Source organism: Vibrio sp. 947 (assembly GCF_033339115.1).
Taxonomy (GTDB): domain Bacteria; phylum Pseudomonadota; class Gammaproteobacteria; order Enterobacterales; family Vibrionaceae; genus Vibrio; species Vibrio alginolyticus.
Map to the genome: position 1 here is coordinate 1 of NZ_JAWOTX010000037.1, position 22,990 is coordinate 22,990.

29 protein-coding genes are annotated in these 22,990 nt (G+C 35.9%); 20 read left to right on the top strand and 9 right to left on the bottom strand.

Annotated elements, in window-relative coordinates; translation table 11 throughout:
- Positions 1-478: transposase (locus tag R7Q39_RS27060; protein WP_318077076.1), on the bottom strand; the 478-nt coding region annotated here is incomplete at its 3' end.
- Positions 479-606: 128 nt separating this feature from the next.
- On the opposite strand from R7Q39_RS27060, the gene grcA reads away from it, so the two are divergent.
- The 7 genes from grcA to R7Q39_RS27095 all read left to right on the top strand — a co-directional run bounded on the left by grcA (position 607) and on the right by R7Q39_RS27095 (position 6,670).
- Positions 607-987, top strand: coding sequence for an autonomous glycyl radical cofactor GrcA (gene grcA / locus R7Q39_RS27065; protein ID WP_318077108.1), 381 nt, complete (start codon positions 607-609; stop codon positions 985-987).
- A 65-nt stretch (positions 988-1,052) separates the two neighbouring features.
- On the top strand, positions 1,053-1,622 hold the full coding sequence (locus R7Q39_RS27070) for a hypothetical protein (RefSeq protein ID WP_021485923.1): 570 nt from the start codon (positions 1,053-1,055) through the stop codon (positions 1,620-1,622).
- Positions 1,623-1,663: 41 nt separating this feature from the next.
- Entirely contained in the window at positions 1,664-2,878 is a 1,215-nt protein-coding gene (locus R7Q39_RS27075; protein WP_318077077.1) for a hypothetical protein, read from the top strand.
- 59 nt (positions 2,879-2,937) lie between these two features.
- Positions 2,938-4,302: a hypothetical protein gene (locus R7Q39_RS27080; RefSeq protein ID WP_053313933.1), complete on the top strand. Its 1,365-nt coding sequence runs from the start codon at positions 2,938-2,940 to the stop codon at positions 4,300-4,302.
- A gap of 119 nt (positions 4,303-4,421) precedes the next feature.
- Positions 4,422-4,826: a hypothetical protein gene (locus R7Q39_RS27085; protein WP_258667312.1), complete on the top strand. Its 405-nt coding sequence runs from the start codon at positions 4,422-4,424 to the stop codon at positions 4,824-4,826.
- Positions 4,827-4,837: 11 nt separating this feature from the next.
- On the top strand, positions 4,838-5,404 hold the full coding sequence (locus R7Q39_RS27090; RefSeq protein WP_053313934.1) for a non-canonical purine NTP pyrophosphatase: 567 nt from the start codon (positions 4,838-4,840) through the stop codon (positions 5,402-5,404).
- A gap of 6 nt (positions 5,405-5,410) precedes the next feature.
- Positions 5,411-6,670, top strand: a complete 1,260-nt coding sequence (locus R7Q39_RS27095) for a multifunctional CCA addition/repair protein (protein WP_258667314.1) — start codon at positions 5,411-5,413, stop codon at positions 6,668-6,670.
- A 34-nt stretch (positions 6,671-6,704) separates the two neighbouring features.
- Here the strand turns inward: R7Q39_RS27095 and R7Q39_RS27100 are convergent, their stop codons facing one another.
- A complete protein-coding gene (locus tag R7Q39_RS27100; RefSeq protein WP_045594252.1) occupies positions 6,705-7,175 on the bottom strand; it encodes a hypothetical protein in 471 nt (156 codons plus the stop codon).
- A 233-nt stretch (positions 7,176-7,408) separates the two neighbouring features.
- Here R7Q39_RS27100 and R7Q39_RS27105 point away from each other — a divergent pair, with 233 nt between their 5' ends.
- On the top strand, positions 7,409-8,095 hold the full coding sequence (locus R7Q39_RS27105; RefSeq protein WP_258667316.1) for a hypothetical protein: 687 nt from the start codon (positions 7,409-7,411) through the stop codon (positions 8,093-8,095).
- A 59-nt stretch (positions 8,096-8,154) separates the two neighbouring features.
- Here R7Q39_RS27105 and R7Q39_RS27110 read toward each other — a convergent pair whose 3' ends face one another.
- Together R7Q39_RS27110 and R7Q39_RS27115 are read right to left on the bottom strand one after the other, a co-directional pair.
- Complete coding sequence (locus tag R7Q39_RS27110; RefSeq protein ID WP_044129068.1) at positions 8,155-8,409, bottom strand: hypothetical protein; 255 nt, start codon at positions 8,407-8,409, stop codon at positions 8,155-8,157.
- A 144-nt stretch (positions 8,410-8,553) separates the two neighbouring features.
- Positions 8,554-9,861, bottom strand: a complete 1,308-nt coding sequence (locus R7Q39_RS27115) for a hypothetical protein (RefSeq protein WP_318077078.1) — start codon at positions 9,859-9,861, stop codon at positions 8,554-8,556.
- 233 nt (positions 9,862-10,094) lie between these two features.
- Between R7Q39_RS27115 and R7Q39_RS27120 the strand changes: the two genes are divergently transcribed.
- From R7Q39_RS27120 to R7Q39_RS27145, 6 genes are all read left to right on the top strand, one after another.
- Entirely contained in the window at positions 10,095-10,571 is a 477-nt protein-coding gene (locus R7Q39_RS27120) for a hypothetical protein (protein ID WP_053314461.1), read from the top strand.
- A gap of 224 nt (positions 10,572-10,795) precedes the next feature.
- Complete coding sequence (locus R7Q39_RS27125; protein WP_411977360.1) at positions 10,796-11,896, top strand: SPASM domain-containing protein; 1,101 nt, start codon at positions 10,796-10,798, stop codon at positions 11,894-11,896.
- Positions 11,883-13,076, top strand: a complete 1,194-nt coding sequence (locus tag R7Q39_RS27130) for an SPASM domain-containing protein (protein ID WP_318077079.1) — start codon at positions 11,883-11,885, stop codon at positions 13,074-13,076. The genes R7Q39_RS27125 and R7Q39_RS27130 overlap by 14 nt, the downstream gene beginning before the upstream one ends.
- Positions 13,066-13,665, top strand: a complete 600-nt coding sequence (locus R7Q39_RS27135; protein ID WP_318077080.1) for a hypothetical protein — start codon at positions 13,066-13,068, stop codon at positions 13,663-13,665. The genes R7Q39_RS27130 and R7Q39_RS27135 overlap by 11 nt, the downstream gene beginning before the upstream one ends.
- A gap of 85 nt (positions 13,666-13,750) precedes the next feature.
- Entirely contained in the window at positions 13,751-14,785 is a 1,035-nt protein-coding gene (locus R7Q39_RS27140) for an SPASM domain-containing protein (RefSeq protein ID WP_318077081.1), read from the top strand.
- Positions 14,786-14,875: 90 nt separating this feature from the next.
- Complete coding sequence (locus R7Q39_RS27145) at positions 14,876-16,426, top strand: hypothetical protein (RefSeq protein WP_318077082.1); 1,551 nt, start codon at positions 14,876-14,878, stop codon at positions 16,424-16,426.
- A 222-nt stretch (positions 16,427-16,648) separates the two neighbouring features.
- On the opposite strand, the gene R7Q39_RS27150 is transcribed toward R7Q39_RS27145, so the two are convergent.
- The gene (locus R7Q39_RS27150; RefSeq protein ID WP_258667326.1) at positions 16,649-17,008 is read right to left on the bottom strand and encodes a hypothetical protein; all 360 of its coding nucleotides are present in this window, start codon (positions 17,006-17,008) and stop codon (positions 16,649-16,651) included.
- Positions 17,009-17,138: 130 nt separating this feature from the next.
- Here R7Q39_RS27150 and R7Q39_RS27155 point away from each other — a divergent pair, with 130 nt between their 5' ends.
- The 3 genes from R7Q39_RS27155 (at position 17,139) to R7Q39_RS27165 (ending at position 18,749) form a co-directional block, all read left to right on the top strand.
- On the top strand, positions 17,139-17,717 hold the full coding sequence (locus tag R7Q39_RS27155) for a hypothetical protein (RefSeq protein ID WP_318077083.1): 579 nt from the start codon (positions 17,139-17,141) through the stop codon (positions 17,715-17,717).
- A gap of 2 nt (positions 17,718-17,719) precedes the next feature.
- Entirely contained in the window at positions 17,720-18,382 is a 663-nt protein-coding gene (locus R7Q39_RS27160) for a hypothetical protein (RefSeq protein WP_318077084.1), read from the top strand.
- 106 nt (positions 18,383-18,488) lie between these two features.
- Positions 18,489-18,749: a hypothetical protein gene (locus R7Q39_RS27165; RefSeq protein WP_318077085.1), complete on the top strand. Its 261-nt coding sequence runs from the start codon at positions 18,489-18,491 to the stop codon at positions 18,747-18,749.
- A gap of 11 nt (positions 18,750-18,760) precedes the next feature.
- Here R7Q39_RS27165 and R7Q39_RS27170 read toward each other — a convergent pair whose 3' ends face one another.
- From R7Q39_RS27170 to R7Q39_RS27180, 3 genes are all read right to left on the bottom strand, one after another.
- The gene (locus R7Q39_RS27170) at positions 18,761-19,093 is read right to left on the bottom strand and encodes a hypothetical protein (protein WP_116921439.1); all 333 of its coding nucleotides are present in this window, start codon (positions 19,091-19,093) and stop codon (positions 18,761-18,763) included.
- Between the two features lie 104 nt (positions 19,094-19,197).
- The gene (locus R7Q39_RS27175) at positions 19,198-19,527 is read right to left on the bottom strand and encodes a hypothetical protein (protein WP_318077086.1); all 330 of its coding nucleotides are present in this window, start codon (positions 19,525-19,527) and stop codon (positions 19,198-19,200) included.
- 146 nt (positions 19,528-19,673) lie between these two features.
- A complete protein-coding gene (locus tag R7Q39_RS27180; RefSeq protein ID WP_318077087.1) occupies positions 19,674-19,994 on the bottom strand; it encodes a hypothetical protein in 321 nt (106 codons plus the stop codon).
- Positions 19,995-20,133: 139 nt separating this feature from the next.
- On the opposite strand from R7Q39_RS27180, the gene R7Q39_RS27185 reads away from it, so the two are divergent.
- The 3 genes from R7Q39_RS27185 to R7Q39_RS27195 all read left to right on the top strand — a co-directional run bounded on the left by R7Q39_RS27185 (position 20,134) and on the right by R7Q39_RS27195 (position 22,040).
- On the top strand, positions 20,134-20,697 hold the full coding sequence (locus tag R7Q39_RS27185; protein ID WP_318077088.1) for an NUDIX hydrolase: 564 nt from the start codon (positions 20,134-20,136) through the stop codon (positions 20,695-20,697).
- Between the two features lie 141 nt (positions 20,698-20,838).
- Entirely contained in the window at positions 20,839-21,201 is a 363-nt protein-coding gene (locus R7Q39_RS27190; RefSeq protein ID WP_045594272.1) for a hypothetical protein, read from the top strand.
- A gap of 83 nt (positions 21,202-21,284) precedes the next feature.
- Positions 21,285-22,040, top strand: a complete 756-nt coding sequence (locus tag R7Q39_RS27195) for a hypothetical protein (protein ID WP_318077089.1) — start codon at positions 21,285-21,287, stop codon at positions 22,038-22,040.
- 82 nt (positions 22,041-22,122) lie between these two features.
- Here the strand turns inward: R7Q39_RS27195 and R7Q39_RS27200 are convergent, their stop codons facing one another.
- The gene (locus R7Q39_RS27200; protein WP_045594274.1) at positions 22,123-22,926 is read right to left on the bottom strand and encodes a hypothetical protein; all 804 of its coding nucleotides are present in this window, start codon (positions 22,924-22,926) and stop codon (positions 22,123-22,125) included.
- Between the last annotated feature and the right edge of the window lie 64 nt (positions 22,927-22,990).

The following is a 22,990-nucleotide window of genomic DNA, read 5'->3' on the forward strand; positions in this document are numbered from 1 at the left end:
ACCAGTGACCAGCCTTGTGTGTCACTGTGGTGTTTTTGATTTTACCAATAATATCTCTCGATTTGAAAAAGCCAAAAAAGCCAAGCTTAGGTAAGTATACGCGACGACCTTCAACTTTAAATCGTCCAGTGTATCGAAAACCATTATTGCACCTTGACCGTTTCTTAGTGACGGGCATCCGTTTATTGGGTTGCGTTTTATCAAACGCATCCTTATAGGCTTTATCCAAATCTTTTAGGGTTTGTTGAAGTACGGTGGAATCAACTTCTTTAAGAAAAGTGAAGTGCTTTTTTACTTGGGTAAGATGAAGGCACATGGTTGCATAATTTTCAACGTAGTGACCGCGCTTGAGTCGGTATTGTTGACGTTTTAGGAACAAATTCCAGACAAAACGACACGCGCCTGCCTGCTTCCATAAAGCGGATTGTTGTTCTTCATTAACTTTAAGTCGAAACTTAAATGCACGTAATATCTTCATGTTTTGAATCATAAATGAATAATAAATTCAAATCAATAACACATTGCTACGCAATGTGCGCTATCCATCTCCCCCCTAGAAGGACTGAGTTTTTCGCGCATCTTTGGTAAGGTGACGTTGTGAGTAAAATAATTGTTTTAAAAATTACGGAATCCTCAGATAAGAAACTTATCGGTTCCTTTTGGTTGCTTGATAAAGCTCTAAACCAGGCTAGATGCTTGGCAGCAAACACAGATGAAATTGAAGTTGATTCAATAGTTTCTATTGATGAGCTTGGGAGTTTCGAATATGATGAAATTCCTTTAGAAATTGAACAGATTAATCAAAATACAGGGTTTCATCTGAATGTAAACGTGATGCACAAGGAAACATTGGAAGATGCCATTAATCATCCAGAAAAGTATCCCCAGCTCACAATTCGCGTAAGTGGATATGCTGTAAGGTTTAACTCTTTAACTAGAGATCAGCAACAAGATGTTATCACCCGAACTTTTACAGATAGGATTTAAGAGTTTATGATCCGAACAATAGATCAGGGTTTCACTTAGTTTGGTTTAAAACTAGGTGAAGAAAAATGTTTAAAAAAACGTATATTGTAGTAGATATCAATGGTCATGAGCAGATTGTAAATAATCTTTATGAACTCATTAAATCAATGGGTATCAGAAGGTTTAACTATATGTTTGGTGATCAGTTTGAAAAAATTAGCTGGAATCAAAAGTACAACTTACCTGATGCTGAAAGAGCAAAGTTTGCTTTTGATGATAAAGATGGTTTTTACAGCTCCTGTAATTACAAGATTCTAAATCTCGCAGGAAACGTTATACCAAAAGCTCAAGTGTTGTCTGAGTATATTGAACTCAATCCTAAAGAAATTGATGACCTAATACATCGCTTTTACTTCCGTGTAAGTGGGTTTGCGGCAGAAAAAAGAAGGCGCAAATATGGTAGAGGTAATAGAAAAAAGTCTTTTGCCAGGGTGATGAAAAATCAAGATGACGAATGCTTTGAAGGTGTTCGCATCAAGAAGATTAAGCGTAAGGATAGAGAGCTTCTTCAGGAAATGAAGGACTGGTACACAGACTATGAAAGAAGGCATTCTGAGCGAAACTGGAAAAGGTATCGAAAAACACAATATAAATAATAGATAAGCCTCTTGATAGAGGCTTTTAATGGTAAATAATAATGAAAATAAAAACGTTGAATGAACTCATTCTTGAGAAAAGTTGTTATCCAATAAATACAGCCTACAAAAAATTTTGTATCGAAGAAGATTTTAGTGACAGAGCGATAAATGAAGTCAGAGAATCATATAGAGACCGTCACTGGATGTATCTAGTAGACGGGTTGTTATCCAGTCTTTTTCTGTCTAATCTCAATGTTTTTAAGATGTACCTTGAAGAATTTCAAGGAAGAGAGGTATCAGATAAGGTTAGAACTGAGGTCTATAGAGAAATTCTAGCTGTATCTTTAATGCAGAACAATAAAGAGATAAAACCAGAAGCAATTTCCATATTTAGTGAAACCACTGGAATTTCAGTTAAGGAATTTGTGTTAAAGCATGATCTTACTGTCTATGCAATTAACAATATTGAACGATCTCCACTGCAAGCCTTACTGGATTATTCAAACAATCCATTCTTTGAGGATGTGTGTTTAGCTTATAGACAAAGTGTGGACTTACACGATATTTTTTCTTTTTTAAACTCGCGCCAAGAGACCACCCATATGGCTACTTGGTTATTGAGTGATTTTGATTGTAGGAAATTTATCATTTCGCTTAGTGAAAAAGACTGTGATTTTTACGATAATTGTTCGTACCTCCTACTCTATTTAACTCTATCAAACAAATATCAGTGGAAAACTGATGATATTTCAGATGCAATAAATTATAAGAGTTATGAAAATTTATCACTAATTGATGATTACTTAGTTATTGATGATGAATTAGACTTTTTGAGTATGTTAGCCAATTCATTGATGAATGATATTTATTTGTATTTGTCACCAAGCATGATTGATTATTCTAAGAGTGATGAATACATATTGGAAAAGACTAGCAAGATATTTGAAGAATATTATGATGTTTCTGAAATGCATAAAACATTAAATTTAACGCTTACAATGCTAAATATTAGAAAACGAAAAGCAAGGATTCAATCAATAATTGACTCTTGGCTAAAAGGAAATAACTTCCCGAAAGTGTTCTTAGATCGAATCACTGATTTCGAACAAATAGCAAAGTTTTTAAAAATAATTCATGTAGATTTCGATATCGTAAAATTTCAAGGGCTTGTTAATGAGAACCTAGTGATACCTTCAATCGAGGGTGAAGTAGAATCTCTTTTTTATATCAATGAAAATCAAAGAATTAAGCCTTTAGAAGATGTTGGTTTTTAAGTTTTTAGGTCTGATTAACAGTCAGACCTTGTAAATTGAAATAAATAAAAGGAATAAAAATGTACACTTTAGTAGAGAATTCCCGTGATGTTAGCGAAACTCTGAAGATTTGGTTGGATTCGCTTATACGTATCAAATTGTCAGATAATCAAGAAGCAGAGTTAGATACACAAATAGAAAACCTAACAAAGTCGATTACCTGTAAGCATCATGTTCTGACAGAAAGCAATGAGTTAGGATTTGACGCGAACGTAATCAACCTTATGCTAAAAGAGCGAGAACAAGAAATTCAGAAGAAAAAAGAGAAAAATCTTGAATTATACCAAAAATACAAAGGAATTATGGATGAACTTCCTACGTATATTACTATGCATGAAAATGGTAGCTTAGCTTTTGATGGTCAAGCTCATTCAATACTTGCTCGTCATATAAATGATAAGGATGTTTATTGTAGATATGAGGGGTTTCTTAATAATGAAGAACTATTCGATCTGATCTTAAGTAATTATGAGTTTGTTTCTTGCGATTACTACCCAATAACTGATATGCGTGAATATTCAGGATCTGATGAGTTTGGTTCAAAAGAGTCATGCATACAGAGCTTTAAGGAGAACTCTTATAAATATATTGACTCCTTCTCGTTTTCAACATGCGATCTGCCAGATACTAGAGGGTACGGTCATAGCGTAGAATTTTTATTACGTAGAATATCAGATTCAGTGAGTAAGCCAGGAGAGCAAGGATATTCATCAGAATTGCATCAGTTCAATGATGTAAAATCATCAAAAGCTCTAATTCATAACATGCACACTGGCTACTTTTACTTCAAATATGACGGAGAAGCTAATCCAAAAGAAAATCCAGAGAAGTGGATTACCAATATTGATGCTTTAGATGAAGTTAAAAAATATGACGGAAAAAAAATCTTCCTATTTAATGATTCACACTACGAGTTAATGCTTAAGTTGTTATTGTCTTCTAGCTTAGATGTGACGATTATTGATGAAAAAGATGTGATGGCTTCCAAGCTTATTTCTCAACTTGACTGCTCAGTTCATGTCAATCTTCAGACATCAAACTTTTCTAATATTAACTTTAGCTTAGGCAAATTAATTTTCGGTGAGTTTGTTGAGCAGGTTCCAGACATAAGAAAGTTTATTAAAAAACCACAGATACATGACTATTCACTTCAAGGCATGAGATCGGGAGTTATTTCTAAAAAACTAGTGCATTTATATAACATAAGAGATTACAAAATTCCTGAAATGGTGTCGGTAGTTAAAAGCTACAAAAATTTTCGTGCAGAAGCTATTCATACGAAAGAAGTGACGCTTTGTGATGTTGATGAGAATTTCTCTGTTGTGAAGGATAAGGAAGAGAACTCTCAATCAAGTCACTTTATCTCTTTTAGTAAGAAAGATTAACATTAAAGGCTGCTATGAATAGCAGTCTTTTTTATTACTCTTCAATATTCAGTCATCGTTCGTTAAATAAAACCATCTCAATTAAAATGTCAGCTTGTTTTTGTTTGAAAAACAATCTAATGTCATTTAAAATTGATAAAAAAATTAATAATAAAGAGTTTAGGATGACAAGCTTAGGAATTTTTCTTGCGCTATTTATCGCAACGTGTGGCGCACACATGCAAAATTTAGTTGCAATAAAGAATATTGATGCGCAATTAGGATGGGTTTCATATTGTAAAGTAGCACTAATGTGCTTGCCTATCAGCGTTGTGGTGTCTGTCGGTTTTGCATACTATTACACGAATGGTGTAAAAGCCTTTCCTTATCTTCTTCTTTCATTAGTGGCTTTGGGCAGCTCCATCATTTTTAGCTTCATAATTAATCAATTCATTTTGCATCAAAGAAGTTTTAATCAACTAGAGTTTATTGGTGTGATTTTTATTATATTTGGTGTAGGATTGACTCTTTACTCTAAGTCTTAATTAGGTATAGTATGAACAAGGTTAGATTGGTTACTTCAAACTTAAATAAATTAAAAGAGTTCATAAGGCTATCTGGCGGTCTAGATGTTGATATTCAGCATGGTGCAGACCTTAAAGAAGTGAAGTCAGAGAACTCAATTGAAGTTGCGATTTATAAATCGCTTGAAGCAGGTGAAGGCGCGATAGTCGAAGATACAATCTTAAAAGTTAATGGCGAAGAAATTACGGATATCCGTTACAGACTATCAGAGCTTAGTCAGCTCGCAGATTCAAATGATTGTAAGCTTGAGTGGATTACAACGTTAGCGCTTCATAATGGTTATAGTGTTGCTTTGTATCAAGGAGTTACACACGGAACTTTTAAAGACATTAAGGATGTTCCTAATGACGCATTTGGATTTGATCCTTTCTTTGTTCCAGATGGAGCCAGTAAGACTCTTTATGAACTTGAGAAGGATGGATGCAAAGATGATTTCTCTGCTCGAAAGTATGCCATCCAAAATCTAATCTTAGATAAAAAATTAAAAGAAGTTGAAATTAATAGCATTCCACCTTGGAAAGGTGAGTATCAATCGTGAGGTTTTATGCGCAAAGTATATTTAGTAGGTGGCGCTGTCAGAGATACATTATTAGGTATTGAGCCTAAAGATAGAGATTTCGCAGTAACTGGCGCTAGTGTTGAAGACATGCTCAATGATGGTTTTGTTAATGTGGGCAAAGCCTTTCCAGTTTTTCTCAAAGATGGTTGTGAGTATGCGCTTGCTCGCACTGAGAAGAAATCAGGTACTGGTTATCATGGCTTCATCCCTAGCACTTCTCCAGAAATCTCTATCGAGCAAGATCTCTTTAGACGTGACCTTACTATTAATGCCATTGCGCAAGATTTAGAAACTGGCGAATTAATTGATCCATATGGCGGGAAGAAAGATATCGAGGCTAGATTACTACGCCACGTATCCACGGCATTTACCGAAGATCCGTTAAGGGTACTAAGGGTTGCAAGGTTCCTAGCGAGATATGCGCATCTGGGCTTCACTGTAGCCCCTGAAACGCTATACATGATGAAGAAGGTAGTCAGGTCTGGTGAATTGACAGCAATCTCTCCAGAGCGCATCTGGAGCGAGATTAAGGGGGCATTGGAAACCCAATCTCCGCACAAGTTCTTCCTGGTTCTGAAAAAGGTCGGTGCTTTAAAAGAGATCTTGCCAGAAGTTGATCGATTGTTCGGTGTAAGACAAAGACGCGAGTATCATCCAGAGGTTGATACGGGTATTCACGTTATGATGGCTCTTCAGCAATCTGTAAAGCTAACTACCTGTTCAGTTACTCGATTTGGTGTGCTAGTTCACGATTTAGGTAAGGGGCTAACACCGAAGGATATTCTTCCAAGACATCACATGCACGAGATTAGAGGTGTTCCTTTAGTTGATGAAATTTGTGACAGATTGAGAATTCCAAATAAGTACAGAGCATTTGGTAAAATTGCTTCTGAATTTCATACACACTCTCATGAGGCATTCTTGAGAAGCCCTTCAACATTTATCAAGTTTTTCTATGCTATTGATGCAATCAGAAATCCTAAGAACTTGGAGATGTTGGCTATCTGTGGTGAAGCGGATTCTCGCGGTAGAACTGGATTTGAAGAAGAATCCTACCCGCAAAGAGATTACCTGATGCAGGTGTTAAAGCTGGCGAAAATGGCGGATCTTTCGAAGATTGATAAAAAATCTAAACACGTAGAGCAGCAAGTGTTAGAGGCTAGAGTTAGAGCGATTAAACCTTTTGTGTCAGAACATAAAATCACTCAAAAGAAGAATCAACCTACAGACAGAAAGCCAAAATAGAAAAAACGCTAGAACAATGTTCTAGCGTTTTATTTTAACGAGAAAGCGATGCTGAAGGTTCAGAGGTTCTGTTGTACACTTCTTCAAAGTGATCGACAGTCTTTAGTATTTCTTTGGCTTTATCGTCACTATAATGACCATCACCTTTTGAACCTAAGCCGATTACAAGCTCTCTGATTCCATTAAAGTCACGACACCACTGATTGATGGTTCCGCAGTTTTTATCAAGAAGGTCTAATGGTGCAAAGACATCTTTATGCTGACTAAAGATTTTAACAGCCAAATCTTTACATGTGTCTCTGTTTTTTGAATCAATTGCATCTTGCAAGTAGCGTTCAAATTGAGCGTCAGTTAACCCGTCAACGGTACATAGACCACCTCCATCAGCAGCATTAAGCATAATTGATGGTTTACCTCCTAGCTGCCCTCTAAAGTCAGGGCTTGTTTGGCTCCAAATTAGTTTGATAGCTTTCTGTCTGCTGAGTGATTCTTTAGTAACTTTCATATTTATCTCTCAATGAATTTTTAATTATTATATCACTGCATAGCTTGTTTGGAGTAGCTATTTGAAAATATTTCGCAAACTTTTTTCAGCTACAACCTGTACAGTCAAAACTATCATTATTATACCCAGAGAATAACCATGAGTCATTATAGTGTGTATAATAATAAAAACATTAAACTTATATTTTTATGTGGTAAAATTATTTAAGAATAATATAAAAAAGAATGTCAAAAATGTTAGATCCTAAGTCGATTGAAAATTTAAAAGCCATTTCCTCTGTCAATCCTTCACTATTAGTAAATCATTATTCTGATGACCTAAGGTTATGTGTAACTCTCTATATTGATAAAAAGAATAAATATTCAAACTTTGAAACTATTGGTCAAGTATCTGTTGAACGATCTGATGAAAAGATTGACGGAAAATCAGTATATTTCGTAACTGATACTACAGGAGCTTATCCTGGATTCGGTTCACTGCTATATCAATCACTGATGATTGAGCTTTCTAAGATTGAAGGTGGGGCTTTATTGATTAGCGATAGAGAAAATGTTACTCAAAGCGCGTTAGGTTTATACAAAAAAATGGAATCTTCCAAAGACTTTGATTTCATAGTTATAGATAAATCTTCATCGAATTATTCAGATGAATTTATGTATGAAGATAGTGATAAATCCGCAATTCTAAATAAAGCATATTTCTGGAAAGGTGCTGAATTAGATCTCAAGTACCACGATATATTAATAAGTAATCACAGAAAGAAAAACCTTACATTAGACCAAATGGAATCTATTGTTGAAGATGGAGATCTATTGGGTGAATGGGTAGAGATTAATCTGGATGAACTGATTGAATTAAGAGATAGAGGATTTGATGATCTTAAAAGCTTCAAAATAACCGAACCTGAAATAGAGTACTAAGTTTTGTTAGATTGTAGTGAAATCCTCTCTGTAAAGGGAGGTTTTCGTCAATTAGAAAATTAAATCTTTTCTAAAAATTTGATCATGCTTAACATACCAAATCTGGGTTTAGTGTGATCATTGCTAACAATAATCCAGGTTTCTGTGCTTGGATAAAAATCAATGATATGGTTTTCTTTTCTGATCCGAAAATGGAATTCTGCTAAGCATGTAGGAATGTAACCAGCTTCAGTAACTAATTTTAAGTTTTTGCGTTTCAGGTTTTGTTTGTATAGTGGGTCATATGGACGCACTTCCAATTCTTTATCGCTCATAATTGCAGAGTTTCCTATATCGTATTCTTATACGGTTATATTGGTTTTATTTATTTTATTACTGAGAACAAAAAGATAACTGACTGAATCAATGGAATCTTCCAAATGACTCAATCAATTATCTTTAATTTAACACCAAGAAACTTAAATTGAAAGGGTTGATTCTTTCGACATTTTTGCGTTTCTTTCATTGAATTCGTCTAAGTGGATTTCAATGCAATCACCAGGGAAAGAGATGTATCTTGCGATCATATCTTCAATTCTTAGGTCTTTAGAAAGGATATCTAACACTCCTTCATTTTGCATATCTTCCTCTAATCTATCATCGTAAATACCTGAATTGAATTTACTGTTGTTAGATAGTGTTCTAGCTATGTATTCTGAAGAAATCATCAGCCCAGAGTAGTCACCTACGTAAGCGCCAAGCTTATGCTTAATCTGAAAATCGATATTCTGCAATTGATCTTCAGAGCAATGTTCAGGGTTTTCAACTCTAAATGAGATTTGATATGGGCTAGCATCACTTTCTAAACAAATCCATTTAGAGTATTCTTCATCGCCTAATTTCATAACAGATTTAGCAATGATGTCTTGGATCTCTTCTGATCGTACATCATCCTTTATCTTTAGTTTGATGTCTGACTGGATAACATCAGCTTGATTGACGATATCATCTGGACTTAAACCAAACTCTTCATAGTCAATTTTACCATCGCGAAGATTAAGGATGCTAAGCGGTTCACCGCTAATGTACATCGTATCAGAGACCTTATCCCCTTTGACTAATCTGACCTGATAGTCAGTTGGGTTTACAATGCTTCCAGCCTTTCTGTCTTGCTTAACTTCAATAACTACTCCATCACTAAGCTCAATATTGGCAATATCATAGTTATTCATGAGTGTTATTGGTGTAGGGAGTTCGTCTTTTACTGCTTCATATTTCCCAATCACCTCTTCAAAGGTTTTTCCACTGCAAATAAGTCCATACTCATTTTTGCTTTTGTAATAATGAACTTCATATAAAGGAACACCATTTTCTGAATAGCAATTGCAAAAAACATTTGGATTGTCTGGAGACATCAAAACATTGTAGTAATCGCTTTTATCTTTTGCTTTCAAATCAACAAGAGCGAAATACGTTGCTGTGTCAAAATCATCAGATTCACTGGTCTCTATCCAGTTTCCGAAAAAATCGTTTTTTACGCATAGAAAAGTCATATTGTTTAGGCGTTCGCCCGACTGAATTTGCTTAGCATCAAACAGGTTATTCAGTCTATTCAATACCGCAGAATCTTCTTTAGCCTTGATAAATGCTTCAGCAATAACACTCACCGTAGCCTTATTTACCCCATAAGTCACACCATTTACTGTGAAGGTCGATTCAGCTTCATTTATTTCAAATGGATTATTTATAAGGTTCTTGTTTTGTTCGATAATTTCAAAATTATTCATTTTTTAAGCTCATTTTGTTTTTTATTATTTTATCAAACAATTGGTTTTCAATGAACAAAATTAATCAAATTAATAATTAACATAGTGATTGTTAAAAAATTGGTGTTCTTACCTAATAGTTTAACATTTCCTATAATGATCATTTTTTTTAGATTAGATCTTGTACAACAGACTTTCCTTGATATAATTCGCAGATAAAAATCATTAGTCAATAAAAAAGTCAAGGAATATTAATGAGTAAAAGAATAATAGCGTTAGCGATAGCATCGATAGTATCTTCAGCCACTGTACAGGCTGAAGACCAGAACTTTACTGCCTCGCTTGAGATTATGGCTCCCATTTCGATTCAGGTCGTTAGAAACCTTGAGTTCGAATCTACCTTTGTTGGTCACAATGAACCAATTGTCACATCGCCAAATTCTGCTAAAGCCGCTGTTTTTGCCGCGCAGGGTGCAGCAGGGTGGGAAGCTAGAGGTTATGTTGTTCAAAACAATATCATCATGACAACAGGTAACGGACAAAATCATACGTTAATGATCCCAGTAGATAGATTCTCCTATGGTGGTGATATGGACTACAACGGTAGAACACAATTCGACCATTTAGGTAAAATTGACAATCTAAGGGTTGGTGCTACGGCGCATGTTACAAATCATAACGTGAAAGGTTTCTACCAAGGCACTGCCACTTTTAGGCTTTGCTACCTTTAAAAAACGTCCTTGATACAAGGACGTTAAACATCAATCTTGTCCTTCCATTATTGACCTGCATCAATTTTGACTCGTTTCTTTGGTTATATAATTCATTTTTATTAATAAATTAAATGAACAAAGAAATGAATAACTATCAATACCATATATACCCATCAATGAAGTGTTCGCTTTCATGTCAGCACTGCTTTATTGATAAGAGCTTGATAAATTCAAAGGAAACTATGACCGAGGATCAATTTAAGATCGTCGCTGATAAGTTTTCCAGTCATTTCAAGGATGCAGAAGCTCAGTTTGCTGAGATTACAATTATTGGTGGAGAGCCTACTTTAATCCCCAGTGATTTCTATCATGAGGTAATTCCATACCTAAGACAGCGTTTCGAAGAAACAGGTAAGGGTTTTATGGTCTCGATAGTAACCAACTTACTTCACCTTCCAAATCTAGAAAGGATGAGGGACTTATTCGACTTGGTGGTTACGAGTTATGAACCAGCTAGATTTACATCAGCCAATATGGTCGCAAGCATTGACCGTAAAAAAGAAACGTGGGAAAAGAATCTAAATATCTACCTAGAATCAGGTAAGCCTCTGTCCATCTCTTTGGCTACAACACAAGATGTCATCGACGCAGGAACAGATTTACTAGATAAGTTCCTAGATAAAGGCATTAAGTTTATTCAGCTAAACACGATAGTACCAGAAGGAAAAATCATCGAGAATGAATTCGGTAACGAATTCTATGAAAGCCATGTATCAGTTAGAACTGATGACTTATCGATCCCTCTAAGAAACAGAAGAAAAATCGTAATCGAAAACGCAAAAATCATACCTGACTTTAAGAGTGAATCTGAATATCTGATCGCTGTTACAGAATGGCTCTATGCAAAGCGAATGTCTGGGATTGATGTGAATGTCTATCCAGTAAACAGCTTTATTAGTGGTGTTGTAAACAACCATGAGATTGACGATATCTCTTGTTGTATTAACAAGGGTATGAATGTCCGATTTGATGGAGCTGTAACGGGGTGTGCCTCAGAGATAGGGAGTAAGAATATGCTCAGCTATGGAAATATCTATAAAGACAATGTTCAAGATATCGCTAACTCTGAAGCTAAGGAAATGCATAGTTCTATGGGAAGTCGTCTTGATAAAGAGTGTCGAAAGTGTGAGTTTTTAAATAACTGTTATGGCTCTTGTATGTTGAGAGCTAGATTCTGGAATGCGAAAGGTGATAAAGCCAATTGTCATGGTCTTAAACCATTTATGGAGTACATCAGAACCCATCAAAAACGTCTAATGGTGCTTTTAAATGATGAACACTAATCAAGATATCAAAATTGCACAATACTATTTTTATCCAACTATGAATTGCTCTTTATCATGCAACCATTGCTTTATTGAGGAAGCGATGCGCCATGATAAAACAAGCATGACTGTAGATCAGTTTAAAGTCGTCGTGGATAAATACGCGGAACATTTCATAAAATCGAACATTCAGAATGCTGAAATGACCATTATGGGGGGCGAGCCGACACTGGTTGATGCTGAATTTTACCAAGAGGTTATCCCTTACATTCGCAAAAAATTTGATTTTGAAAAGACAGGAAAGTACGCCTTCATTACGCTGATGACCAATTTTATGCATCTTTCTAAGCTTGAAAAAATCGCTGATTTATTTGACTTTATCGCCACCAGCTATGAGCCAAACAGATTCGATGAAAGAAAGCTTAAGGTTTGGGAACAAAACATAAAAGATTGGGTTGGTCGCGGTAAGCGTGTTGTATTGTCTTTCACAACTACGCCTGACGTTATAGATAAAGGCGTTGAGCTTTTTGATTATTTCTATGAACTTGGAATCAGGAACTTTCAGATTAACAACGCGGTGCCAGGTGGTAGCTATCTTGAGAATTCCATGTCCAAATATGATTATGAAGCTTATCTTTCCGATAAAAACTCTGAACATCTAAAATTTTCGAGAAAAAGGAAGCGGTACAGCATTTCAAAAAACATGCATATGGGGTTTCAGGCTGAGTCTGACTACTATGTTCTGATTACAGAATGGCTTCTAAACAAATCCAAAGAAGATATGTTGTTACGGGTGGATCCTATTCATGGAATGATAGCAGACCTTCTTCATAACCAAGAGCTAGGGGATATAGCCTGCGGTTCTGGTAAGGGGTTCTCAACAAGAACTGATGGATTAGTTACGGGCTGCGCCGCTGAAATTGGTAATTCGACCCCTCTTTCTTTTGGAAATATTTTCGAAGACAGTATTGTTGATATAGAAAATTCACCAGTTAGAACTCAGCAGCTTTTTGCTAATGAGCGCCTACCTAAAACATGTATAGCTTGTGAATTTGTTGATAATTGCAAAGGTGGATGTCAGCAACGTGCAAGGTTATGGGATCCAAAAAGTGGCATAGAATGTCACGGATTAAAGTCGTATCTTAGCTACATAAAAAGAAATAGTGAAAAATTAAAGCGGATTTCCGATGAACGTTAACGATCTAAAATATGAAAAAATCCTAAAAGGCACACAGCGATATGAGTATCTTTCTAAAGCAGTACCTTACGGTGGTCATTTGGAGGCTACTAAATTAAGACCGCCACTTTATGAAGTTAAACCTGATGTGCTAATCGTATCAGACGATTTCGAGTTGCTATTGTGCGCTTTGCTTAAGTATTTAAAAAAGGGTAAGTCAGTATACTTTCATCCAGTGATTCGGGATGGTTTTTTGTCACAAAATAATGAAAGGCTTTGCTCATTGATGAGCCAGTTATTCAGCATAAGCAACGATGTGAGGACTCACTCACTTATGCTTCCTCCAAATGCTTCACTCTTTAAAGTAGAAAACGAGTTGTTAGGTGAGGTTTCAACGCACTACACACAGTTGTTTGATTATGGTGACTCAGAGAAGTCAGCCTTAAAGGATCCTAGAGTAGTGCATTACATGCATTTCATAAGCCTCATGTTTAGACAAGAAAAAATGATTTGGTTCAATGAGCTGCCTGGTTCATGGATTAGTCCGTTATGGTCTAAAAGAATAATCACACCGAAATTAACTCATTGGATCGTAAATGATGAAAAGTAGTACTTATACAATTCAGTTTAGAATGACAAAAAAATGCAATGCTGAGTGTTCGTATTGTATAGCCCCGCACTATTCAAATAGTAGAATGAGCGTGGATGACTTCAAGCGTTCGATTGACTTTTTAGTGAATACTTACTTACCTGCAATAGGTTCAAAATCGGGAGACTACATAGACTTAGAGTATGTTGGAGGTGAGATTTCGCTCCTTCCTAGTCAGATGTTTTTAAGCTGTATTGATTACGCCAGGGCGGTCTTTGAAGGTTCGGGATACAATTTTAAAGACGGTGCGCAAAGTAATTTTGTGGGGAATACAGAGAGGCTAAAGGAACTATGGAATAAGTTTGATGGAAGAATGACTACATCAGTAGACCACTTCACTGATCAGAGAAGATTTAAAGGGACTTCAGAGAATTATAGGAAAAGGTTTAAAGTTAATGTAGTTGATGTTTGTAAAAGCATTCCAGCAGGTTCGGTATACGTACTCGATTTGAATGGTCTGGATAATGCCGTAAAGGAGGCAAAAAAAGCTTTAAGTGAAGGTTACGCTATTGGTCTCTATCCAGCATATGAAGCGAACAATCCAGTTGATATTGCTCCCCTTGATAAAATGGCAAAGGCGCTGATAGAAATAATGGATGAATGGGTTCTTAACTATGACACCCCAATAGAACCTCTTGGTCACATTCTCAGAATGGTTTTAGAGGAAGACGAGAAACTGTGCGGTACAGGAGATTCTTGCCCTTTTGCTTATGGTTGTTCATCAAAATCGATATGCGTTGAACCAAATGGTGATATGTATGTTTGCATGGATATGGCGGAAACAAAACGTCATAAGCTTGGTAATGCAGTTGAGGGAGTCGCTGACTTCAAGCTGGTTCGAAAGCTTGCTAAACGAGGCATTAAGTCAAATTCAAAATGTATTGATTGCAAATACCGAAACTACTGCAAAGGTGGTTGTATGAATCATGCCATGATCAAGGGCGATGAGTATTCAGAAAGTTACTTTTGCGAAGTTTGGTTTGCGCTATTCGAACACTGTGAAAAATTAATTATTGCTCATGGAAAAGACAAGCTAAAAAAATGGTTTATGAGCCAAGATAAGGCAAAGTTCTATTGTTAGTAATTATACATAAATAAAGACAAAAGTAATTGACGGAGTTGCATTCATATGCCAGAATCATTAAAAATTTAATGTGATTTTGGAGTGAATATGGAGCTGTTAGCAAAACCTGAGTTGCTTGAGAGTATGCTGGTGGAGCATGGGGAATCCCTATCTCAAATCGACAGAGAAAACATCAAAGAGCTTATTAAAAAGGCTAAAACTTTAAGTCAATACCAGAAAGATATTGATGCCAAAGACTATTCAAAGTCTTTTGTGTTCATGAAGATTACTCCGAAGAAGGTTGAGCCTATGTATATGTATGGCTCACATGTTCCTAGTGACACAATTAATGAAATCTCAGTATGTTTTGCTAAAGGGAAGGATGGTAAGTGGGTTCCTGATGAGGATAATGTAATCCTTAGAGTCGCAATTTCTGAACGCGGTCTTTCAGATATGACTTTTGACCGTGAGAAGTATAAGGGTGAACCTGCAAACATCATTGAATTAAATGGTGTACCCCTACCTAAATATGAACCAAAGCAAACAGCAAGTGGTGAGTATTTTAAACGACTCAATGATAAGCATAGCAATATCAAAAAAGAAATCGAAGAAGCTCTTGAAGAGGCAGAGCGTATCAACAGTTCTACTTGCCTTTTAAACAAAAAAGATAAAGAGAAACTGCAATGGTTTGCAAGAACAGTATATGGCTATTCCACTGATGATCATGCTTTTGATTTTGAAATTATTGCAGAAAAGTTAGAGACGAATGCGCATCATGTTCGAACAGAAATTGCTAGTTCTATCAGTAGTTCGCTTTCAAGTGTTGTAGAGCATAAAGCTATCGCTTATGCAGATGACAACTCGTCTTCCTTTGATTCTCCATTAGCCTGTTACTACGAGTTAAATGCTCGAACAGAAAAAATTGAGTCCCTGTTAAGACTGGTAGAGAAAAGCAGAGACGTAGATTACATTGCTCAAGCTAGCAGATTGTTCGATAAACACAGTCAGAAAAAGAATCTTCGCGGTGTTAACCAGGCAATGGTAAAAATCAACAATCCATCTGGTAGTCCACACTTTTTCTTCGGGGATTCTCGAATTGTTCAAGACTACTTTACTTTCACTTGTTCGTTCTCTAGCTACTCCACTGATAGTTATGGCGACCTGTACTACGAAGCTGAAACTGATATTTTGACTTTGAGTATGACTCGATACCAAATGATGGAACTGCTTCAATCATCACTTGGTGGCAACTGGGTTAAAGGCACGTTAACACGATTCCTTGGTGAAGGACTGTCGCTAGAATTAAAGAAAGCGCCGAAGATGATCGAGGAACCTCATAAGATTGAGATTCCTGAATCTTCAGAAACCTTGATGAAACTTGCTGCTGAGTTAGATTCATTATTGAGTAATTCTTCCAAGTCTAAGAAGCATAAAGAAGCGATTTTGAAGAAGGTTATGGAGATCAGCGACCTTTTTGAAGTTGAGTCTAAAGACCGCAGAGAGCGCTTTGATGTTACTGCTCAAACCGTATTTAATGACTACGCTCAAATTACATCTGAGAAGATTAATGACGTACTCCTAAGGTTTGGTGAGCGCTTGGAAGATAAGTCAAAAGGTTCATTGTCACAGCTCTTGATGCTTATCAACAAAAAGAACTAACAATTAAAAAAGAAAAGGGGGCTGAAACAGCTCCCTTTTTATTGGATGAGAATAAATCTTTTAGGTATTTAAAGCGCATGTGTGAGCTTTTTGCATCTAAGAAAATCCAGACAGCTCATCAATGATTAAAATTCAGAATTCGCAGCTCGCATATGAGCTAAATCGAAATGATCTGGAATGAACGGGTCATGTGTGCTCTCTTTAACAATAATCTTCGAAAAATCAGACTAGGCTTGAGAATACTCGCTTAATCTCTCCGACCTTTGGTACATTGGCGAGGCGGATCATTGGCAGAACTCCATCACGAACTTGTTCAAGACCTTTACTATGGACAAGTCTATTGTCACTAGCTTGTTCCTTCACATACTCTTTAGTAGCAATCTCGCGATGAAATCTATTATGCCAACCACCATATTTATTAGGCTTACCATCTAGGAAGTGCTTTGGAGTGCATCCTGAGCATATCATCTCATTGTTTACAAATTCCTCTCCAAAGTACTTTTGCAAGTTTTTTCGCGTGTGGTACATGCATGTAGCAGTATTTTCGATTGAATGGCATCGATCACAGATAAAGGTAGGCATTAAAATTCTCGTTTTTTATTATACATTAAAAAGCACTATACCATTATTTTTTATTAGTTAAAATAAATTTGACGACTTAAATATAGAACATATAATGATATCAAATTAATTGACTAATAAATTTAAGAATATGAAAAATAAAATATTGCCCATATTGGCAGGTATGGCACTAACTGCAAGCTGCGCACAAGCTAGTGAGTGGGAATCGTTTATAAATAGCGATGATGTATACATAAAATTTGGCGGTTGGTCAAAACATGTAACTGAATCATTTGATAAGTATGAGTACAATGAAAGTCATAATGGTATTGGTTTAGAGTGGACGTTTTTTAAGTCGGAAAACAAAAAACATAACTTGAGCCTTGGTTACTTCCATATGAAAGATTCTTTTGATATGGATAACAAACAGGGTGGAATTATATACACGTACAAGCCAGATACAGGTTATTATATTCTCGATAACATCAACTACAATTTAGCTTTGATGGTGATGGAGCGAGGATGGATACATCGTTCTAAACCATATTATAATAATTACTACTTTACTACAGAAGTAGACCCTGTAGCTTTACCGTATCTGACCTATAACATCACTGATTACTTGAATGTAGATATCATGTATATCCCTCAGTTTAATGAAGCCATGCCTAAGTCTACGTATTTCATACGTGGTGGATTCAAGCTCAATAAGATAAATGACTGGTTATAAAAATGAATCAAGAAATAGAAAGAAAGTTTAGGCTTACTAAAGAACAAGCAGATGAGTTTCTAAAAAGATACTCCAACAAATTAAGTGCCAGTTTTGAAATTGCTCAATTTTACTTGGTCAACAAAGAGAAACAGAGGTTGACTGTTGGGGTTGATGGTTGGGAAGTTTCTGTTAATGATGTCAAAATAATGATTCCACTTCTCGATGGTGAGATTGCAAAAATAAATGAGTTGAAACTAAGTGAAGAAGGTAATCTTATTGATTTCCCTGGATCTTCTTGCCGATTCAGGTTTAAGTGGGATGTTGAAATAAAAGAAGTTAAAAAAATATTCACTTTTAAAATAGACTCAGAAGGTAAGCTTTTCGAATTTGAGTATGAAATATCAGATGATGAAAAAACGGATATTGAATCTCTCTGCTCAGAAATAAATTCAAAGATTAGTAAGGTAAGACAGGTTTATTCTGTTGGTTCATTAAATTATGAGTTAGATTTATTTCATAACTTGGATATTATTATTGTAGAGATCGAATTCAAATGCCAGGATGATGCAAACAATTTCGTCCCTGACTTTGAGTACGACTATGAGGCAACCAATGTTAGATCTTTATCAAACCTTCAGTTATCACTCATAATTGAAAATGCAATTGAGTCAAAACAATCTTAAAGGGTAATGTGTGGATTACAAATTCAAATACACTAAAGAGAATGGATTTAAACAAGTTGAAATTGCACCTAGTGTTCATAACGAAAATTTCATTCATAGAAAGATAATGTGGTGTGATAGATATGAATACTTCCTGAATGAAGATACTGGTGTGTTCGCTATGATTAGACTGGCTAACCTACCTGCAAAGCTGTTTGTAACCATTGCCTATCCAGTATCGCTGTTACTTCATGGCTTGAGCAACTTCAAATCAGTGAATAAGGAGCTGTATGAGATTTGGAATCAAAAAGAAACAGGCACCTTTTCTGTTGATGAATCTTATAGAAGTCAGCAAGGTTGGAATGATTTAATGGATCTGATTACATAATGAAAAGCCAGTTATCTGGCTTTTATTTCATTAAACAAAAGGAATGAATCTTTTCCAGATGACTTTATCAGTATCCCATCTGAGTCATCATAGTAATATGTAACCCCATCTACACTGCATGAAATGCCTGATTCGATTAAGCGTTCAGTCAATGAATGCCTGTAAGATAGAATAGTTTTAGCCATGAATTGGGGCTTATCTAACTCTTTGACTTTGCTTATGCATAGCTGCTTATATTCTTCTGCGTATACAACGGTTTCAGCATTGTATAGTCGTATGAATGAGTGATCTTCAGCCGAAGCGATACCCGTTGAGAGGGAAAGAAGAAATAGAATTTTATTCATGATAATAAATCCATTTATTTTTAATGGTAAATGAATTTAATCAAAATGAAAAGACCGCCAATATGCTTTGACGGTCTATCGCACTTTATATCGAATTAACTGAATTACAGGAATTTCGCGATCTTAGGCGTACCTGTTAGACGGTTAACGATAGGAACAAAAATCTTGTTTAGCTTTTTAGCTTCATCATCTGAAATAAAATCAGGAAAATCTTTGATAAAGTTAGGTGCATCTTTTACGAAGATCTCGTGGTTATTTTCACCTTTAAAAAGCAAGAACTTGGCATCACCTGCTTCTTTTACGTTCACAGAAAGCTTTCCGTAAACATCACCTGCTTGGAAAGAACGTACAAAATGAGTGTCGTTGCTGTTGCCTTTATCAACTAGAGTGCCTAGAGATTTTGTTTTTTCATTCAGAATTTTAACTAAAGACATTAAGTATCCTTTTTAGATTTATTCATTAATTGATTCATCGTCATTATAACAATAAAGGTTGGAGAGTAAAGTGTTTTTTTATCATGAATAAAAACTTTTAAAGGGGAGAAAAGCAGCAATCGAGAATGAGCCTCATAGAGGCTCTGTTAGTCATGTTTAAGCTGGATGCCTATCGAGGACAATAGCTGATCGGTTTTAGCAAGGTCTTTGCCATGACCATTTATCATTAAGCTGTGTATCGGATACTGATCTCTTGGTATCAATCCGCACATTATAGAAGCTAGCGTTTTATGGTTGTCTGTTAACTTTCTCAACTTAGTTTCAGAGTCAGTTTCTAACGCTGCCTTAATTGGCTTTGTGCAGCTCATATTAAGATGTTCGTTACTTAGTGTATGTGCCAAGGTGTTTGCTTCGGATTCTGTTTTTGCATATCCGTGATTTATTAGAATTTCTGTTAACGTGCTCATATGTGCTTTGAGTAGTTTGGAAACGCGGTGGAGTATAGCATATAGGAATTATAGTTGAAGAAAGATTTTATACAGAATCGCTTGCATATCCTACACCTTAGTGCAATAATTGCATTAAGGTTATATTAGGAATTTTGTTATGAAATCAGAAGTAGTTAGTGAACATAAAGTCTCGGGTGGCTTTCTTAGTGTCTTCAGTCTTTCACTAAAAACACCTAAAATTAATGATGTCGGTCACATCGTTCAAACACGCGAAGTTGTGCGACAATCCAGCTCAGTATTCGTTTTACCATATGATCCAAAATCAGGTGACTTCTTAGCGGTTCTACAGCATCGAGCTGGCGCGATTGATGAAGAAAGCACATTAGTGATTGAACCTGTCGCAGGTCGAATTGATAAAGACTTAACGCCTTCGTCAATTGCAGTTGCTGAATTAGAAGAAGAGGCGGGTCTCAAATGTGAAGTATGTGACCTAGTGTATCTTGGAGATATGCTATTAAGCCCTGGTGCTTCAACTGAGAAGGGAAGCTTTTATTTAATGCCATGTGACCTCTTTGATATCCAATCAGAAACTAAGCATGGGTTAGAGGAAGAAGGAGAAGATATCTTGTTGCTTAAGTTAAACCTGAATAGCGATGAGTATGGTTATTTACCTTCTTTGCCATTGGGGTTTCTAACATCGCAAGCCAAGATTAGAGTATAGGAATCTCAGAAACTCATTTATTAATCGACATCTTTGGTGTCGATTTTTTATTACCATTAACGAAATTTAATTTTGTTTGGCAAAATTTTCTTAGATGTTATAATTTCCGTGAAATTTAATAATAAAAAACGGAATAATAATATGAAAGAATTAAAACTAATTGAAAAATCAGATAAGTGTGTTTCTAAGGTTAGAGATTATATTGCAGATAAGTTCGGGGTAATACTTACTCTGGAGCAAATAACTACAATATACGATCAGCCCGTCAAATTTTGGGAAGAAGTTGATTCTTTAGAAAAGCTTGAAAGAAACAAGCTAAGTATTAAAGCTCAAGGTTACATCCATCACTATTTCTGGACTCGTCTAACAGGTACTCTTGCCCCTCATAGCATGAGAAGTGAGGATTTTGAAAAGATAAAATCCATCACCAGCGGGTATGATTGGGAGACCAAACTTCACAATTATGAAAAGGTTATTAATGAGCGATTTAAATCATCATTTTAAACATTAAAGCCAGAATTATGTTCTGGCTTTATTTACTTTTAATCTGAGAGGTGTATAATAAAAATAAATTCGGAGGGTTAGAAATGAAAGAAAAACTTAATAGCGCGTCTCGATATCTAAATCCAGGTCTAGTTAATCGACTTATGTCGAGCAACATTGAAGCAACTGTCCTTAATGACGGTACAGTACTTGTTTGCGGTAGTGAGTTTAGCCTTTCCGAAAATAGCACTTTCAAACAAGGAGATGTTCTGATTGTCTCTTTAGAAAAAGATATTGTTGCAGAACTCAAGTCAGAGAAAGAAGCCCAAAAAGAACTTAGAGTCCGTGAAGCCGAAGAAGCTAAAGCGAAAATTAAAAAAGAGTCATGCAAGTACATTTCAGAAGAAAAGCTCATTATTGATGGGTTTATTTCGAACTCACCAAGCACTAAAGATATCCTTGAGATTTTAGAGAGCAAGCTTGAAACCTTCCGTGTTAAAACCAAATTATGTAACAACTCCAGAGCATCAGGAATCGATTACGATCTGAAATATGCCTTAATTCTTGCTAGCAAAGAGGTCGTTGAATATTTGCTTGAGCGAGTAATCAAGCTAAATCCTGAAGACTTTGAAAAGTATTACGCATACAGTCCAAATGAGAATGTTGGTTCTGGTGGTAAGTATCACTTAGCCTTGACTAAACCACTAAAAATTGGTCGCTTAAAACGAGAATCTGGACAAATTATTTGTAGTCCAAATAAAGAATTTTGGGGGCTGGATTTGAGAGATGACAAGGAAATTGATCTTGCAGTCTGCAAAAAGTGTCTTGAAACGGCTATTAAATTAAGTGGCTGGAACTAGGTAGTTAGTTTGAAGTTCGAAAGGGATTATGAAGCAATCCCTTTTGTCGTTACAGTCATTGAATAATTAACAATCAAGGTGCTTAAGTAGTTAAATTGAAGGTTGGATCATAATTCTTAAGCATCTTGAACATCATGTTCTTTTCCTTACCTACATAGAACTCCTGATCAATATAGTTCATAGGCTCTGTTTGTCGCGCCTTTGTACTCATAAGTACATTATCTGCCTCAGTAGTCGTTCTAGGAAGCTCTGTGCAAGCCAAAGCTATCTCAGTTTGACCAGATGTGCTCAGAATGTATTCAACCATATCCTGCTTCCGTTTAGAGAGATCAGAATTACTAAGAACAGTAATATGCCGAACAACATTCTCTTCCATCAATATGTCTAGATGCATCAGTGAATTCTCAGTGATAAAAATGGCTTGAGTTGTAACGTCAAACAATCCAAGATTTGTGTTAACGCCATGCCTAAGGTGAGGCATGATTATCTCAGCCAAGATCATTCTTTCTAGTTCTTGCAGAGTCTGAGTTTGCCAGCGAAGAATGAATCTTTCTACGAAGTGCTTTGTTAGCTCTATCCCCATATCAATCGATATTCTTCTCTTAAATGTGCCTTTTGAAAGTGGATAAAATGCTTTTTCGAAATACATCCTACCTTTCTCAGCGTGGACTAATACAGAAAACAAGACATTCCCATAATGCTTAGTTTTATCTGTAATGGTAGTGTAGTGATGATTATAGTCAGAGCCGTTTTTCTTTAACCAGTTAGAAAAATGCGCGGGGCTTTTAGAGGTAATGAGGGTTTTATTTATATAGGTAAGATTGGCAGCAATTTCATTGTGCCAGGTAGCCCATAATTCCTTAGCTATATCTTCCGTAATCTTCATTTTGCACACTCAACAAGAAACTGGACTCTATGTTACACATAAAGACCAGAATTTCATATGCTTA

Bases quoted from the DNA above. Each gene is read 5' to 3' on its own strand.
- R7Q39_RS27070 (WP_021485923.1), top strand. From the start codon at position 1,053: ATGTTTAAAAAAACGTATATTGTAGTAGATATCAATGGTCATGAGCAG.
- R7Q39_RS27075 (WP_318077077.1), top strand. From the start codon at position 1,664: ATGAAAATAAAAACGTTGAATGAACTCATTCTTGAGAAAAGTTGTTAT.
- R7Q39_RS27080 (WP_053313933.1), top strand. From the start codon at position 2,938: ATGTACACTTTAGTAGAGAATTCCCGTGATGTTAGCGAAACTCTGAAG.
- R7Q39_RS27085 (WP_258667312.1), top strand. From the start codon at position 4,422: ATGTCATTTAAAATTGATAAAAAAATTAATAATAAAGAGTTTAGGATG.
- R7Q39_RS27090 (WP_053313934.1), top strand. From the start codon at position 4,838: ATGAACAAGGTTAGATTGGTTACTTCAAACTTAAATAAATTAAAAGAG.
- R7Q39_RS27095 (WP_258667314.1), top strand. From the start codon at position 5,411: ATGCGCAAAGTATATTTAGTAGGTGGCGCTGTCAGAGATACATTATTA.
- R7Q39_RS27100 (WP_045594252.1), bottom strand. From the start codon at position 7,175: ATGAAAGTTACTAAAGAATCACTCAGCAGACAGAAAGCTATCAAACTA.
- R7Q39_RS27105 (WP_258667316.1), top strand. From the start codon at position 7,409: ATGTTAGATCCTAAGTCGATTGAAAATTTAAAAGCCATTTCCTCTGTC.
- R7Q39_RS27110 (WP_044129068.1), bottom strand. From the start codon at position 8,409: ATGAGCGATAAAGAATTGGAAGTGCGTCCATATGACCCACTATACAAA.
- R7Q39_RS27115 (WP_318077078.1), bottom strand. From the start codon at position 9,861: ATGAATAATTTTGAAATTATCGAACAAAACAAGAACCTTATAAATAAT.
- R7Q39_RS27120 (WP_053314461.1), top strand. From the start codon at position 10,095: ATGAGTAAAAGAATAATAGCGTTAGCGATAGCATCGATAGTATCTTCA.
- R7Q39_RS27125 (WP_411977360.1), top strand. From the start codon at position 10,796: ATGACCGAGGATCAATTTAAGATCGTCGCTGATAAGTTTTCCAGTCAT.
- R7Q39_RS27130 (WP_318077079.1), top strand. From the start codon at position 11,883: ATGATGAACACTAATCAAGATATCAAAATTGCACAATACTATTTTTAT.
- R7Q39_RS27135 (WP_318077080.1), top strand. From the start codon at position 13,066: ATGAACGTTAACGATCTAAAATATGAAAAAATCCTAAAAGGCACACAG.
- R7Q39_RS27140 (WP_318077081.1), top strand. From the start codon at position 13,751: ATGAGCGTGGATGACTTCAAGCGTTCGATTGACTTTTTAGTGAATACT.
- R7Q39_RS27145 (WP_318077082.1), top strand. From the start codon at position 14,876: ATGGAGCTGTTAGCAAAACCTGAGTTGCTTGAGAGTATGCTGGTGGAG.
- R7Q39_RS27150 (WP_258667326.1), bottom strand. From the start codon at position 17,008: ATGCCTACCTTTATCTGTGATCGATGCCATTCAATCGAAAATACTGCT.
- R7Q39_RS27155 (WP_318077083.1), top strand. From the start codon at position 17,139: ATGAAAAATAAAATATTGCCCATATTGGCAGGTATGGCACTAACTGCA.
- R7Q39_RS27160 (WP_318077084.1), top strand. From the start codon at position 17,720: ATGAATCAAGAAATAGAAAGAAAGTTTAGGCTTACTAAAGAACAAGCA.
- R7Q39_RS27165 (WP_318077085.1), top strand. From the start codon at position 18,489: ATGTGGTGTGATAGATATGAATACTTCCTGAATGAAGATACTGGTGTG.
- R7Q39_RS27170 (WP_116921439.1), bottom strand. From the start codon at position 19,093: ATGAATAAAATTCTATTTCTTCTTTCCCTCTCAACGGGTATCGCTTCG.
- R7Q39_RS27175 (WP_318077086.1), bottom strand. From the start codon at position 19,527: ATGTCTTTAGTTAAAATTCTGAATGAAAAAACAAAATCTCTAGGCACT.
- R7Q39_RS27180 (WP_318077087.1), bottom strand. From the start codon at position 19,994: ATGAGCACGTTAACAGAAATTCTAATAAATCACGGATATGCAAAAACA.
- R7Q39_RS27185 (WP_318077088.1), top strand. From the start codon at position 20,134: ATGAAATCAGAAGTAGTTAGTGAACATAAAGTCTCGGGTGGCTTTCTT.
- R7Q39_RS27190 (WP_045594272.1), top strand. From the start codon at position 20,839: ATGAAAGAATTAAAACTAATTGAAAAATCAGATAAGTGTGTTTCTAAG.
- R7Q39_RS27195 (WP_318077089.1), top strand. From the start codon at position 21,285: ATGAAAGAAAAACTTAATAGCGCGTCTCGATATCTAAATCCAGGTCTA.
- R7Q39_RS27200 (WP_045594274.1), bottom strand. From the start codon at position 22,926: ATGAAGATTACGGAAGATATAGCTAAGGAATTATGGGCTACCTGGCAC.